The 14064-nt window shown below is 65.5% G+C and carries 11 protein-coding genes; 9 read left to right on the forward strand and 2 right to left on the reverse strand.

Going from position 1 to position 14064, the window contains the following annotated elements; genetic code table 11:
• Positions 1–25 precede the first annotated feature (25 nt).
• From ACP7DW_RS21420 to ACP7DW_RS21460, 9 genes are all read left to right on the forward strand, one after another.
• A complete protein-coding gene (locus ACP7DW_RS21420) occupies positions 26–697 on the forward strand; it encodes a PEP-CTERM sorting domain-containing protein (protein ID WP_426056713.1) in 672 nt (223 codons plus the stop codon).
• Between the two features lie 82 nt (positions 698–779).
• Positions 780–2945, forward strand: coding sequence for a type I secretion system permease/ATPase (locus ACP7DW_RS21425; RefSeq protein ID WP_426056711.1), 2166 nt, complete (start codon positions 780–782; stop codon positions 2943–2945).
• Positions 2942–4255 (forward strand): HlyD family type I secretion periplasmic adaptor subunit, encoded by a 1314-nt coding sequence (locus ACP7DW_RS21430; protein ID WP_426056709.1) that lies wholly within the window; start codon positions 2942–2944, stop codon positions 4253–4255. The genes ACP7DW_RS21425 and ACP7DW_RS21430 overlap by 4 nt, the downstream gene beginning before the upstream one ends.
• A complete protein-coding gene (locus ACP7DW_RS21435; protein WP_426056707.1) occupies positions 4255–5538 on the forward strand; it encodes a TolC family protein in 1284 nt (427 codons plus the stop codon). The genes ACP7DW_RS21430 and ACP7DW_RS21435 overlap by 1 nt, the downstream gene beginning before the upstream one ends.
• Positions 5539–5642: 104 nt before the next feature.
• The gene (locus ACP7DW_RS21440) at positions 5643–6920 is read left to right on the forward strand and encodes a lipoprotein-releasing ABC transporter permease subunit (protein ID WP_426056705.1); all 1278 of its coding nucleotides are present in this window, start codon (positions 5643–5645) and stop codon (positions 6918–6920) included.
• 65 nt (positions 6921–6985) lie between these two features.
• Positions 6986–8251, forward strand: coding sequence for a lipoprotein-releasing ABC transporter permease subunit (locus ACP7DW_RS21445; RefSeq protein WP_426056703.1), 1266 nt, complete (start codon positions 6986–6988; stop codon positions 8249–8251).
• A 16-nt stretch (positions 8252–8267) separates the two neighbouring features.
• Positions 8268–8993, forward strand: coding sequence for a lipoprotein-releasing ABC transporter ATP-binding protein LolD (lolD, locus tag ACP7DW_RS21450; protein ID WP_035819561.1), 726 nt, complete (start codon positions 8268–8270; stop codon positions 8991–8993).
• Positions 8994–9005: 12 nt separating this feature from the next.
• The gene (locus ACP7DW_RS21455) at positions 9006–9812 is read left to right on the forward strand and encodes a TatD family hydrolase (protein WP_426056738.1); all 807 of its coding nucleotides are present in this window, start codon (positions 9006–9008) and stop codon (positions 9810–9812) included.
• Positions 9809–11047: a PQQ-dependent sugar dehydrogenase gene (locus tag ACP7DW_RS21460; RefSeq protein WP_426056701.1), complete on the forward strand. Its 1239-nt coding sequence runs from the start codon at positions 9809–9811 to the stop codon at positions 11045–11047. Before ACP7DW_RS21455 ends, ACP7DW_RS21460 begins: the two co-directional genes overlap by 4 nt.
• Before the next feature lie 37 nt (positions 11048–11084).
• On the opposite strand, the gene ACP7DW_RS21465 is transcribed toward ACP7DW_RS21460, so the two are convergent.
• Together ACP7DW_RS21465 and ACP7DW_RS21470 are read right to left on the reverse strand one after the other, a co-directional pair.
• Positions 11085–13073, reverse strand: a complete 1989-nt coding sequence (locus ACP7DW_RS21465; protein WP_426056699.1) for a helicase-related protein — start codon at positions 13071–13073, stop codon at positions 11085–11087.
• A gap of 138 nt (positions 13074–13211) precedes the next feature.
• Complete coding sequence (locus ACP7DW_RS21470) at positions 13212–13973, reverse strand: hypothetical protein (RefSeq protein ID WP_426056697.1); 762 nt, start codon at positions 13971–13973, stop codon at positions 13212–13214.
• Positions 13974–14064 lie beyond the last annotated feature (91 nt).

The following is a 14064-nucleotide window of genomic DNA, read 5'->3' on the forward strand; positions in this document are numbered from 1 at the left end:
TTGAATAAATCATAGGAAATACACCATGAAACAATCCATGCACCTGATCGTCCGCGCCGCCATCACAGCCGCTGTTGTCACCCTCGCCAGCGGCAGCGCCCTGGCCGCGTCCAATCTGCAAGTCGTCGACTCGCATAGCGTCAGTGTGTTTACGGCCAGCGGCGGCGCCTTCGGCGCCGGCAACGCCATCTCGCCGACCTTGTGGCAAGTCAAGTACGACAGCAATACCTTCCTGGCGTTTTGCCTCGATCCCCATGTCGGGCTGAACAACGATTCGAACAGCTACAGCAGTGGCGTCTTTGCCGCCAGCGACGCCGTCAAGCGTCTGTACGAGGGCTATTACGCCTCGTCCATCGCGAATGTGTCGGCCAACGCCACCAGTGCCGCCGCCTTCCAGGTGGCCTTGTGGGAATTGAACAATGACAACAGCAATGTGTTGACGGGTGAGCTGCGCTTCAGGAGTCTGAACAATGCAGTCGTCAGCGAAGCGAACGCCATGCTGGGCGTGGCGACAGGCGCTGGCAGCATCAAGAATCTGTACAACTACACCAGCCTGAGCAGCGTCAACCCCGCTTCGCAAACCCTGCTGAGCGTGTCGCCGGTGCCGGAAGCGCAAACCTGGGCCATGCTGGTAGCCGGCCTGGGCTTGCTGGGCTTCATGGCGCGCCGCCGCAAGGGCGCCGCCGCGCTGAATTAACCATCGCTCATCGCGCAAGCGATAGCGTTCCCGCTGCGGCGCGCCCGACCGGCGCGCCGCAGCGTTTTATTGTGAACCCATCATGACCCCAGCCCCCGACACTTCCACCGCTTCCGCCGGCAGGTCCACCGATGCCATCGCCGATGCCATCGTCTTCCTGGCGCGCTTTTTCGGCGTTGCCGTGCAGGCCGAACGCCTGCGCGCCAGCGTGCTCGCGCATGGCGACCCGGCCGCCGCCGACTTCCTCGACCAGGCGCTGGCCCATGGCAGCCTGGCCGGCACGCCGCTGCCGGTGGGTAAGCCGCGCCGCCCCACGGAAATGCCGGCCCTGCTGTTGAATGGCGCGGGACAGGCGCTGGTGGTGCTGGCGATCGCCGACGGCAAGTATGAATGCCATGTGCCCGGCATCGAAGGCAGTTCCTGGCTGGATGCGGCCATGCTGGCGCAGGAAGTGCCCGCCGGGCGCTGGGTGGCCGTGCGTCCGGTGATGTTCTTCGATCAGCGCAGTCTGCTCTACAGCATGCCGGCGGCGGGGCGCTGGTTCTGGGATGTCTTCAACCGCAACCGCTGGGTCTTTCGCTGGGCCTTGCTGGGCACTCTGGTGCTCAATATCATCAGCGCGCTGGTGCCGTTTTACGCGATGGCCGTGTATGACCGCGTGATCCCGAACAATGCCACGGCCAGCCTGTGGGTGCTGACGATCGCCGTGGTGGGACTGACCGGTTTTGAACTGGCCATGCGCTTGCTGCGCGGCGAACTGGTGGAAACGGCGTCGCGGCGCATGGACGTGGCCCTCTCGTCGAGCATCTTCGCCCAGTGCCTGCGCCTGCGCGCGGCCAGCCGGCCCGCCTCGGGCGGCACGCTGGCCAATACCGTGCGCGATTTCGAATCGGTGCGCGAATTCTTCGCCTCGACCACCCTGACCACCCTGGGCGACTTGCCGTTTTTGCTGCTGTTCCTGCTGGTCATTGCCTTGGTCGGCGGCTGGCTGGTGCTCGTGCCGCTGGCCGCCATTCCGATCCTGCTGCTGGTCGCCTTTGCCTCGCGCGCGGCGCTGGCGCGCCATGTGGCCGCCTCGATGCAGGAAAGCGGGCAGCGCACGGCGCACCTGTTTGAAACCATGAATGGCCTCGACACCATCAAGGCGCTGGGCGCCGAGGCGTGGAGCCGCCGCAAATGGGAAAGCCTGACCGTGGCCATCGCCGCCAACAGCGTCGAGACGCGCGAAATCGTCAGCCGCGTCAATTACATCAACACGGCCGTGCTGGCCCTGTCCGGCACGGCCGTGGTGGCCGTCGGCGCCTTGCTGATGGGCGAGCGCCTGCTGACCTTGGGCCAGATCATCGCCGTGAGCATGCTGACGGGCCGCGCGCTGGCGCCCGTGAGCCAGATCGCGGGCCTGATCATGCGCTGGGAGCAGACCAAGCTGTCGTATCACGCACTCAATAAAATCATGGAAGCGCCCACCGACGACGATGCGGCCAGCCTGCAGGCGCCGCCCCTGTCCGGACGCATCGAATTTCGCGACGTGGGGTTTGCGTATCCGCACTCGCCGCCGCTGCTCGATAAACTCAACCTGCATATCCGCGCCGGCGAAAGAGTGGGCGTGATCGGCAAGCTCGGTTCCGGCAAGAGCACCTTGCTGCGCCTGCTGCTCAACCAGTACGGTCCGCAAAGCGGCAGCGTGCTGTTCGACGACCTGGCCAGCACCCAGCTCGAACCATTGAGCCTGCGCCGCCAGATCGGCTATGTGCCGCAGGACGTGACCCTGTTCCATGGCACGCTGCGCGAAAACATCGAATTGGGCCGCAGCGGGCCCGATGACGCCAAGCTGCTCGACGCCATCCGCCTGGCTTGCCTGGACGACATCATCACCCAGCTGCCCAACGGCGTGGCGACGGAAGTGGGCGAGCGGGGCGAGCGCCTGTCGGGCGGCCAGCGGCAAGCCGTGGCCATGGCGCGCGCGCTGCTGGTCAAGCCGCCCATCCTGCTGCTCGATGAACCGAGCAGCATGTTTGATCCGGCCACGGAACAGCGCCTGATCGCGCGCCTGCGCACCTTGCAAGACACCACCATCGTGCTCGTCACGCACCGCATGGCCATGCTGGCGCTGGTGGACCGGCTGATCGTCTTCGACCGTGGCCGCGTCGTGGCCGACGGCCCGCGCGACGAGGTGCTGCGCGTCTTGAACGGACAGGGCGCCAAGCCCGCCGCCGCCGTTGCAGCCAACACGGGAGCGCCGGCATGAGCGCCCTGCATGCGCGTCCCTTGCCGCAGGCGCACCCGGACCCGGAACGCGAGCCGCGGCGCCTCGTCATCCGCATGCTGGCGCTGATCGCCGTGCTGGTGGTGCTGACCTTGGCCTGGGCCACGTTCGCCCAGCTCGACGTGTCCGTGAATGGCCGCGGCGCCATCACGCCGCCATCGCATCTGCAGGAAGTGCAAAGCCTGGAAGGCGGCATCGTGCGCGAGATGCTGGTGCAGCCCGGCCAGCAGGTGCATCGCGGCGATTTGCTGCTGCGCCTGGACACGGCCCAGTACGAAGCCAACCTGGGCGCCAGCGTGCAGAACCGCCTGGCCGCGCTGGCGGGCAGGGCGCGCCTGGACGCGCTGCTGACGGGCGGCACGCCCCGCTTCGAGCCGGCATGGCAGCAAGAAGCGCCTGAACTGATCGCCAAGGAAACGCAGTTGTGGCGCGACGGCCAGCGCGAGTTCGCGTCTGCCACGGCGGCCGCGCGCGAAGGCGTGACGCGCCGGCGCGGCGAGCTGGCCGAGGCGCACGGCCGCATCGCCCAGCTCGAGACGGGCCTCAAGATCGGCATGGAAAGCCTGGCGATCGAGGAGCGCCTGTTCAAAGAGGGCGCCGGGTCGCGCGGTGACTACCTGAACGCGCAGCAGCGCGTGCAGCAGCAGCGCACGGAACTCGACGGCCTGCGCAGCTCCGTGCCGCGTTTGCTGGCCACCCTGGCCGAAGCGCAGGCGCAGGCCGGCGAAGTCGAAGCGCGCATGCGCGGCCAGTGGGGTGCGCAGCGCAGCGAATACGAAACCAAGGCGGCCGCGCTGGCCAGCACGGTCAAGGGCCAGCAGGATCAAGTGAGCCGGCGCGACATCACGGCGCCCGTCGACGGCGTCGTCAACCGCGTGCTGGTGGCCACCGTCGGCGGTGTGGCGCAGCCCGGCAAGCCCATTCTGGAAATCGTGCCGGCCGACTCCGAGGTGCTCATCTCCGTGCGCGTGAAACCGTCCGACATCGGCTTTATCCATGTGGGGCAGAGCGCCTCGGCCAATGTGCTGGCGTATGACGCCACCACCTACGGCCGCATGCAGGCGCAGGTGGTGCGCGTGGGCGCCGACGCCATCCCCGACGAACGCAACGAGCCGTATTTCGAGGTGCAGCTCAGCACCGACCGCCGCCAGTTGACGGCGCATGGCAAGGTGCTGCCGGTCACGCCCGGCATGCCGGTCGACGTTGGCATCCTGACGGGACGCCGCTCGGTGATGCAATATGTGTTCAAGCCCGTGCTGCGCGGCTTGCAGTCTTCCCTGCAGGAGCGTTGATGCGTGCCTTTTTATTCTGCATGGCATTCGCCTGCGCGAACGCGGCGGCGCAATCCGCGCCGCCGGCCACGTTCCAGGCGCAGTCCATGCGCGGCTTGCCGGCCTTGCTGGCGCGCGCCGTGCCGCGCGATCCGCAAGTGATCGCGGCGCAGGCGGCGCTGGCCACCACCGAGGCGCGCTACAAGCAGGCCCGTTCGCGCCTGTTTCCGAATGCGGCGCTGCAGGCCACGCGCGGGCGCAGCAACGATCTCGATGGGACGCTGGACGTGCAGCGGCGCACGCACCAGGTGGAGGCCAGCCTGCGCTGGAATGTGTACAACGGCGGCGCCGACGGCGCCGAAATGGATGCCGCCGGGCGCGAGGTGGCGGGTGCCGCCTTCGACGTGCAGCGGGCACGCGCGGACAGCGCGGAAAAGCTGGCCGAAGCCTATTTCGACATGCAGCGCCTGGAACGCAGCCTGCTGCAATCGCAGGAGCGGCTGCGCGACGTGACGCAGCTGGTGCAGCAGGTGATGCGCCAGGCGGAGCTGGGCAAGGCATCGGAAGTGGACCGCGAGCTGGCGCAAAGCTCGCAGCTCGATGCGGAACTGGTACACGACGGTTTGCTGACGGACCGTCTGGCCGCGCAGATCAAGCTTGAAGCGCTCGCTTTCGAGCCGGTGGCGCAGTTTGCCGACTTCACGTTTGCGCCGCTGCCGGCGCAGGCCCTGGAAAACGCCGACACGCAGCAGGCGCAATTGCGCGCCGCGCGCGAACGCGCCGCCGCCGCCCGGCTGCGCGTGCGCAGCGTGGCGGCCACCCTGGCGCCGAAAGTGGACCTCGATGTCAGCCATCTGTTGAATAACAAGACCACGCCGCCGCCATCGACCATCCAGCAGCGCGGCTGGTCGGTGGGCGTGAGCTGGGAGTTTCCGCTGGGCGGCGGCAGCCTGGCGCAGCGCGACGAGAGCATCAGCCGCGCCCAGGCGGCCGACGCGGACGTGGTCCGCGCCGAGCAGGGCACGCGCGCCGACCTGGCCAGCATGCTGCCCCGTATCGCCAATGCGCAGCGCACCCTGGCCTTGCTGGAAGAGCAGGAAAAGAAGATGGCCTTTGTCGTGCGCGGCGGGACCATCCAGTACGAGGCGGGCCGGCGCAACCTGCAGCAGATCATCCAGACGCGCGACAGCTACTTCACGATACAGCAGCGGCGCATCGACCAGCTGCACCGTTTGACCCTGGCGCAGATGCGTCAGTACGCTCTGTCCGGGCAGCTGTTGCAGGTGTTCGGCCTGGCGCAATAGGAACATTGCTGCGGGCGTGCGGCGCTGCACACATAGTTTCATGCATAAAAAGCCCATTGTGTGGCACACTGCGCGCTCGCATATTATCGTTGTCGCGGGAGCGCATGAGCATCATCAAACAATTTCCCTTCGAGTGGCAGGTCGGCGTGCGCTATACGCGCGCCGGGAAGCGCAGTGGCCGCAACAGCTTCATTTCCTTCATTTCCCTCATTTCCGTGGCCGGCATCGGCCTGGGCGTGGCCGCCCTGATCGTCGTCCTCTCCGTCATGAACGGCTTCCAGAAGGAAGTCACCGACCGTTTGATGTCGGTGCTGGCCCACGTCGAGGTGTTCGACACCAGCGGTTCCATGCCGAACTGGCAGGCGCAGGAGCGCGCCGCCTACGCCAACCCGCAAGTCAAGGCAGTGTCGCCGTTCGTGGAAACGCAGGGCATGCTGCTCAACGACGAAACCATGCGTCCGTCCATCGTGCGCGGCGTGCTGCCGCAGCAGGAAACGACCGTCTCCAGCGTGGCGAGTCAGATGAAGCAGGGCAGTTTCAAGGATCTCACGCCAGGCTCGTACAACATCGTGCTGGGCATCGACCTGGCCAAGGCGCTCGATGTGAAAGTGGGGCAGAACGTCACCCTGATGCTGGAACGCGAGCCAAGGGCGGGCGATCCGGCCACGGGCATCGTCATGCCGCGCATGCGCGCGCTGAAAGTCGCCGGCATCTTCGAGGCCGGTCACAACGAGCTCGATGGCAGCCTGGCCTTCGTCAACATGCAGGATGCGCAGCAGCTGCTGCAGCTCGACGGCCCGTCCGGCCTGCGTCTGCGTCTGCACGACATGAACCAGGCGCCGCAGGTGGCGCGCGAACTCAAGGCGTCGATGCCGGGCCAGCTGTGGATGCGCGACTGGTCGCGCGCCAGTGCCAGCTGGTATGCGCTGGTGCAAAGCCAGAAGAACATGATGTTCATCATCCTGAGCATGATCATCGCCGTGGCCGCGTTCAACCTCGTCTCGACCCTGGTGATGTCGGTCACCGACAAGCAGGCCGACATCGCGATTTTGCGCACGCTGGGCGCCTCGCCGTTTTCCATCATGAAGATTTTCATGATCCAGGGCGCGCTGGTGGGCTTGCTGGGCAGTGCGCTGGGCGTGATCGGCGGCGTCGTGCTGGCGCTGAACGTGGGCGTCATCGTGCCCTTCATCGAAGGCATCTTTGGCCTGCACTTCATCTCCAAGGAGATCTACCAGATCAGCGCCGTGCCGTCCGACGTGCACTGGCTGGACGTGGCGCAGATCGGCCTGATCGCCTTTGGCCTGGCGCTGGTGGCGACGATTTACCCGAGCTGGCGCGCCGCCAGAGTCAAGCCGGCCGAGGCGCTGCGCTATGAGTAATTGGCTGATCAACAAACTGCTGGGGTCAGACCCGGCGGGTCGGACCCCAGAGAATTAACGAATCAATGAGCATGTTAAAAAATATTCCCTTCGAATGGCTGGTCGGCCTGCGCTACACGCGGGCCGGCAAGCGCAGTGGCCGCAACAGTTTTATCTCCTTCATCTCGCTCATTTCCATGGCCGGCATCGGCCTGGGCGTGGCGGCGCTGATCGTCGTGCTGTCGGTGATGAACGGCTTCCAGAAGGAAGTGACGGACCGCATGCTGTCCGTGCTGGCCCACGTGGAAGTGTTCGACAACAGCGGCAGCATGCCGGACTGGCGCGCCGAAGCGGCGCAGGCCTTTAAAAATCCGGCCGTGAAAGGCGCCGCGCCGTTCGTGGAAACGCAGGGCATGCTGCTGCGCGACGATGCGCTGCGCCCCGCCATCGTGCGCGGCGTGCTGCCCGAGGAAGAGCCGAACGTCTCCGACGTGGCCGGCCAGACGCGCATGGGCAGCTTCAAGGCGCTGCAGCCGGGCACCTTCAATATCGTGCTGGGCATCGAGCTGGCGCGCGCCTTGCGCGTCAACCTCGGTGAAAAAGTGACGTTGATGCTGGCGCAGGGCCAGGTCACGCCGGCCGGCGTGCTGCCGCGCATGCGCAGCTTTACCGTCAGCGGCATCTTCCAGGCGGGCCACAATGAATTCGACGCCGGGCTTGCCTTCATCAACATCGAAGACGGCCAGCGTTTGCTGCGCATCGACGGCCCGTCCGGCCTGCGTTTGCGCCTGGCCGACATGAACCAGGCGCCGCAAGTGGCGGCGGAATTGAAAAAATCCATGCCGGGCGACCTGTGGCTGCGCGACTGGTCCAAGCTGAACGCGAACTGGTTCGCCGCCGTGCAGACGGAAAAGCGCATGATGTTCATCATTTTGACCCTGATCATCGCCGTTGCCGCCTTCAACCTCGTGTCGACCCTGGTGATGACGGTGACGGACAAGCAGGCCGATATCGCGATTTTGCGCACGCTCGGCGCTTCGCCCCGCTCCATCATGAAGATTTTCATGATCCAGGGCGCGCTGGTGGGCATCCTGGGCACGATGTTGGGCGTGGGCGGCGGCGTGCTGGTGGCGATGAATATCGACGTCATCGTGCCCTTCATCGAGCATTTGCTGGGCGTGCAGTTCCTCTCCAAGGACATTTACTTCATCAGCACCGTGCCGTCCGACCTGCGCTGGCCCGACGTCACCAAGATCGGCGTGCTGGCCGTGATCCTCGCCTTTTTGGCGACCCTGTACCCAAGCTGGTGGGCTGCCCGCGTCAAACCTGCGGAAGCCCTGCGCTATGAATAAACCACTGACGACGACCATGACCGATCTGAACAAACCTGCTTCCAACGGCGCTTCCGCCGATTCCGCCGTCCTGTCCTGCCGTGGCCTGGGCAAGACTTTTACACAGGGCAGCTACAAGGTACAGGTGCTGGCCGGCATCGACATCGATGTCCACCGTGGCGAGCGGGTCGCCATCGTCGGCGCTTCCGGCTCCGGCAAGTCGACCCTGCTGCACCTGCTGGGCGGCCTCGATACGCCCACCAGCGGCAAGGTGACCCTGCTGGGCAAGGATTTCGCCACCCTCAGCGAAAAGGCGCGCGGCGACTTGCGCAACGCCTCGCTGGGCTTTGTCTACCAGTTCCACCACTTGCTGCCCGAGTTTTCCGCGCTCGACAACGTCGCCATGCCGCTGATGATACGGCGCATGAAGCGCGCGCCCGCTACCGAGCTGGCGCAGCAGATTCTCACGCGCGTGAACCTGGCCAAGCGCGTCACGCACACGCCGGGCGAGTTGTCGGGTGGCGAACGGCAGCGCGTGGCCCTGGCCCGTGCCCTCGTCACGCAGCCGGCCTGCGTGCTGGCCGATGAACCGACGGGCAACCTCGATCACGCCACGGCCGAACAGATTTTCGACCTGATGCTGGAACTGTCGCGCACCCTGGGCACGGCCTTCGTCATCGTCACGCACGATATCGAACTGGCCAAGCGCTGCGACCGCGTGCTGCGCCTGACGGACGAAGGGCTGCAGCCGTACCAATATTAAGGAGCCGCCATGCTGTGGATCGACACGCACTGCCACCTCGACGCGCATGAATTCGGCAGCGAATCGCTGCAGGTGGCGGCGCGCGCGCAGCAGCAGGGTGTGGGCATGATCGTCATTCCCGCCGTCGAACGGGCCAATTTCAGCATCGTGCGCGAGCTGGCGGCAGCGGCGCCCAACGCCTGCTATGCGCTCGGCATCCACCCGATCTACGTGCCGCACGCCACCGAGGACGATCTGATCGCTCTGCGCGAAGCCGTGCAAGCCGCCATGGCCGACCCGAATTTCGTCGCCATCGGCGAGATCGGCCTCGATTTCTTCCTCCCCATGCTGTGCGAACCGGCCATGCGCGCCAGGCAGGAGCATTTTTTGCGCGAGCAGCTGAGAATCGCCCGCGACTTCGACCTGCCCGTGCTGACCCACGTGCGCCGCTCGCAGGACATCGTCCTCAAGCACGCGCGCCAGATCCGCCCGAACGGCGGCATCGCGCATGCGTTCAATGGCAGCTTCCAGCAGGCGCAGGGCTATATCGACCTCGGTTTCAAGCTCGGTTTCGGCGGCGCCATGACGTTTACCCGCGCGCTGCAGATACGCCGCATGGCCACGGACCTGCCTTTGCAGGCCATCGTGCTGGAGACGGACGCGCCCGACATTTCCCCCAGCTGGGTCCATCCGGGCCGCAACAGTCCCGAAGAATTGCCACGCATCGGCGCCGTGCTGGCCCAATTGCGCGGCCTCGATATCGCGCAGGTGGCCGCTGCCACCAGCGCCAATGCGCGTGCCGTGCTGCCCCGATTACCCTTGATGGAAACACCCTCATGAACAAGAAGATCATCGCCGGCGCCCTGGCGGCCTGCCTGTCCACCGTGTTGGCGCCCGCCATGGCGGCGCCAAACGCCCAGTGCGACGGCATGCCGCGCCTCGATGTCGCCACGCCAGCCGGCTTTTGCGTGGCCGTGCTGGCCGACGGCCTGAAATTTCCCCGTGGCGTGCTGCCGCTGACGAATGGCGATATCCTCGTCACGGACATGGCGGGATGGGCGCCGAAGCAGGGTAAATTATGGCTGCTGCAGCGCAAGGGAGCTGGTGCCGGTTACGAGCGCAAGCTGTTGCTCGACAAGCTGGATCGCCCGAACGGCATCGTGCAGGGACCGGACGGCATGGTCTACGTGGGCGAGGTGGGACGCATCTTCCGCTTCGACCTGCGCGATCCCGCCCGCGCAACCACCGACATCATTGGCGGCAAGGCAAAGACGCCGCGCCTGCCAGGCCTCGGCTTGCACCTGCTGACGACCATGCGTTTCAGCCCCAAGGGCGACCTGTATGTGAACGTGGGCTCGAGCACCGACCATTGCGAGAACGATGGCAAGGCGCCCGATGCGGGCAAACCATGCGCCTCGGCGGAGGGACCGGAAGCGCTGGGCGCCATCCGCGAATACACGATGGCCTGGCCGGCCGGCACGGTGACGGGCTGGCGCACGCATGCGCGCGGCTTGCGTAACTCGATGGCGCTGGCTTTTCACCCGGTCACGGGCGAGCTGTGGCAGGCGGAGAATTCGCGCGACGCCATCCAGGCCGCCATGCCGCAGTTGAAAAGCGACGAGAACCTGCCGCACGAAGAACTGAACCTGATCAAGGCCGACCGGCATTACGGCTGGCCGTACTGCTACGACGACAACGTCGCCAGTCCCGAATATCCGAAGATGGCTTGCGCCGCCCGATACGCGGCGCCGCAGCGCCTGCTGCCCGGCCATGCCGCGCCGCTGGGCATGACGTTCTACACGGCCAGCCGTTTCCCCGAACTGTACAAGAACAGCCTGATCATCGGCTACCACGGCTACCGTGCCAACGGCCACCGCCTGGTGGCGCTGCTGCCCGACAAGGCCGGCGCGCCGCTGGGCAAGTCCGTCGAGTTGATCAGCAACTGGGAGCGCAAGGGCAAACAGGGCAGGGGTGCGCCCGTCGACGTGAAACAGGGGCAGGATGGCGATATCTACATGGCCGACGACCATAATGGGCTGGTGCTGAAACTGCATTATGCGGCGCCAAAGCCGTAACGCATATTGCTTGACGTTCTGGCCACTCCGTTGACCCCTATTTGAACTTCTTGCTGGCGCGTCCGCGCGAAGCGGCATTGTGCGCGCGCAGGATGGAGTCGACCCGTTCCGACGCGTCGCGCGACAGGTTTTGCGCCACGGCGATATCGGGGAAGAACTCGGGCAGGCGGTAGCTGAGCCACGCATACGCCGAGTAGTAGCGGCAAGTGTCTTCCACCTGCTGCAGATTCTGCGTGCCGCCGCCATAGGCATGCTGGCGCAAGGTGCTGGTTTTTCCCTGCGACAGATTCTTAGCCCAGTGTTCCCACGCCGTTTGCAAGGACGGCACTTTGCTCGATATCGGCACCAGCGACAGCGTGAACTTGTCGGCCACGGACAGGGGCAGGGTGTCGAGCCAGACGGCGCGCTCCTTCTGGTCTTCGGTGATGCGCGGGAAGAAGAAGCCGTCCGGTACGTCGATGTTGTGGATGAAGCGGCGCAGCAGCTTTGACAGCGACAGTTCGCCCGTCACCGACGAAATGCGGTGCAAATGCTCCAGCGAGGGCGCCACGGCAAAGCCGCTGGTGTTCAGCGGGTGCAGCTTTTCCTTGAGCAGGGCGCGCATCACTTCATGCGTCTCGTTGTCGTAGCCGGCCACCAGGCCCTCTTCATGCACGCCATAGCGGCCAGCGCGCCCGGCGATCTGGCGCGCCAGTGCGGCCGAAATCTCTTCCTCTTCGCGGCCATTGTATTTGACGCAGGTGGTCATCACGATGCGCGCGATCGGCATGTTCAGGCCCATCGCCAGCGCATCCGTGCCGACGACGATGTCGGCCGTGCCGTCGCGGAAGCGCTGCGCCTGCGCGCGCCGCACTTCGGGCGACAGATTGCCGTAGACGGTGGCCACGGACAGCCCCGTTTCCGTGATCATGTCGCGCCACATCAGCACTTCGCGGCGCGAAAAGGCGATGACGGCGTCGCCGCGGCGCAGGTTGCGCACCTTGCGCACGGCGCTCGCTTCCATCGACAGGGGCGCCATGCGTTTGAGTACATGCACTTCCAGCGGGCAGTCCAGGCGTTCGGCCAGCGCCTCGATGGCGCGCCGCGCTTCGGGCGCGCCCACCAGGTACACGGTGTGGGCCGGTGCGCCGCAGACGGCCGCCGTCCACGCGGCGCCCCGGTCCGGGTCGGCCAGCATCTGGATTTCATCGATGACGGCCACCTCGACGACGGTTTTCGTATCCAGCATTTCCACCGTGCTGGCCACGTGCGTGGCGCCGTCGACCACGCGGCGTTCCTCGCCCGTGATCAGGCTCACGGCCAAGGGTTTTCCGTGCGGTGCGGCTTCCTGCAGGCGTTCGTAGTTTTCCAGGGCCAGCAAGCGCAAGGGCGCCAGGTAGATGCCGCTCTTTGCTTTGACCAGCGCTTCCATCGCGCGGTGCGTCTTGCCGGAGTTGGTGGGCCCGAGCAGGGCGATGAAGCGGCGCGGCAGGCGGCGCGCCATCTCGAACGAGGCCGGATACTCGGCCAGGTTGATGCTCTGGCGCGTGCGCGCCGCGTGCTGCTCTTCCTGCTGGCGTTCGATGGCGTGATTAAAACGCTGGCGGATGCGGTCGAAGACCATGCCGGCCGGCTCCGACGTCTGCATGTCGGCCAAGGTGTGCAGGAAAACCATCGGGTCCGTGTCCACGTCTTCGCTCAGGCCCGCGATATCGGCGACGAAATCGATCACATGCTGACGCAGTTCCTCGAAGACGGCCGCGCTGGCCCGTTCGCGCACCAGGGCCAGCTTGGCCTCGCGGTCCATCTTGCGCCACTTGGCCGGCCGCGCCAGCACGCCCTGCGCTGGCACCAGCGCATACGGCACCACCAGATGGCCTGCCTTGACCGTGCCGGAAAAGCGCACGAAGACGCGGCCTTCCATCTTGACGAGGCGGATATGCTCGGCCAGCTCCCCCAGTTCCGCGACCAGGGTGGCGTCGTTATTGTCTTCGGTGCTGTCGGAAATGTCGCTGGAAGTGTCGGGAGGAAGTGCGGAGGAAGTCATGTCGTGCCTGGGTGTTGAAGTAAGCGAGGCCGATTATACCGCGTGGCAATTGCGCTGACTGTGGCGCCTTGCGGCCAAGCCGTGGCGTCGCACGGTCGGGTCGCAAGGAAGACATGGAGGACGATGAAAAAGTGGCGATCAAGGCGTGCCGCGTGGTTGGGCGGGAGGCGCGGCGCGCGGTGGAGTGTTCGCGCCCAGGGTGTTGAATGCCGAGTGCAACCTGGCGATGAGCTGTGGCACGGTGCCCCGGAAGTAAATGAAGGTGCCATTGCCGGGGTGTGTCACGCCCAGGAGCATGGCGCCGTCGTCGTCCACGACATGCTCCAGGTGCTGGTACATGCAGGCGATATACTCTTCGAACTTTTTCCGCGGCAGGCCGATGCCGTCGCCGTAGTAGTCAGGGTGCATCTGGCTGGGGGTATCGTCTTGCGCATTCAGTAAATCGTAGAAAGCATCGAAGGAGATGGGGCTGCGGGAATAATCCAGCGCATGCCAGGTCCTGTCCTGGAGCAGGATGCCGTCGACGATGTCCTTGCGTGACTGCCGGGGCGCGACGGCATGCGCGTAAGGTTCAAATGCCAGCACGGCATCTTCAGGATAGGCGGCGAAATGGCCCACGTTGGCCATTTGCTGACAGCTGCTGTCATTGCGCAGATGCTGATACAGCGCGTGCCGGTGCGGTTTGCCGGTCACGCTTGCTTCCTGCGCGATGCCGGCGCGCTCGAGCTTGAATTCCACCAGAAAGTAGCGAAGCCCGACCTTTCCCGCTAGATCACCGAGTTTGGCATCGAAGTCATTCTGGCTATTGCCCAGCAACACAGTGTCCGGACGGAGGCCATCGGCCCCTTCCCTGGCACCCCACAGACGGAAAAAGTGATGCGTATAGTGGCTTTCGTACATGGTGATTTTCCTTGTAAATGGTAAGGGACGGCATCGATCATCGTACGCGGAAGACTCCTGCATGCAATAAAATTGAGGCTGATTGTCAGAG

Source organism: Janthinobacterium sp. PSRC1-1, assembly GCF_049897525.1.
GTDB lineage: Bacteria > Pseudomonadota > Gammaproteobacteria > Burkholderiales > Burkholderiaceae_D > Janthinobacterium > Janthinobacterium tructae.

Coding starts and splice junctions, on each gene's coding strand:
- lolD (WP_035819561.1), top strand. CDS start 8,268: ATGACCGATCTGAACAAACCTGCTTCCAACGGCGCTTCCGCCGATTCC.
- ACP7DW_RS21445 (WP_426056703.1), top strand. CDS start 6,986: ATGAGCATGTTAAAAAATATTCCCTTCGAATGGCTGGTCGGCCTGCGC.
- ACP7DW_RS21435 (WP_426056707.1), top strand. CDS start 4,255: ATGCGTGCCTTTTTATTCTGCATGGCATTCGCCTGCGCGAACGCGGCG.
- ACP7DW_RS21425 (WP_426056711.1), top strand. CDS start 780: ATGACCCCAGCCCCCGACACTTCCACCGCTTCCGCCGGCAGGTCCACC.
- ACP7DW_RS21460 (WP_426056701.1), top strand. CDS start 9,809: ATGAACAAGAAGATCATCGCCGGCGCCCTGGCGGCCTGCCTGTCCACC.
- ACP7DW_RS21465 (WP_426056699.1), bottom strand. CDS start 13,073: ATGACTTCCTCCGCACTTCCTCCCGACACTTCCAGCGACATTTCCGAC.
- ACP7DW_RS21420 (WP_426056713.1), top strand. CDS start 26: ATGAAACAATCCATGCACCTGATCGTCCGCGCCGCCATCACAGCCGCT.
- ACP7DW_RS21470 (WP_426056697.1), bottom strand. CDS start 13,973: ATGTACGAAAGCCACTATACGCATCACTTTTTCCGTCTGTGGGGTGCC.
- ACP7DW_RS21440 (WP_426056705.1), top strand. CDS start 5,643: ATGAGCATCATCAAACAATTTCCCTTCGAGTGGCAGGTCGGCGTGCGC.
- ACP7DW_RS21430 (WP_426056709.1), top strand. CDS start 2,942: ATGAGCGCCCTGCATGCGCGTCCCTTGCCGCAGGCGCACCCGGACCCG.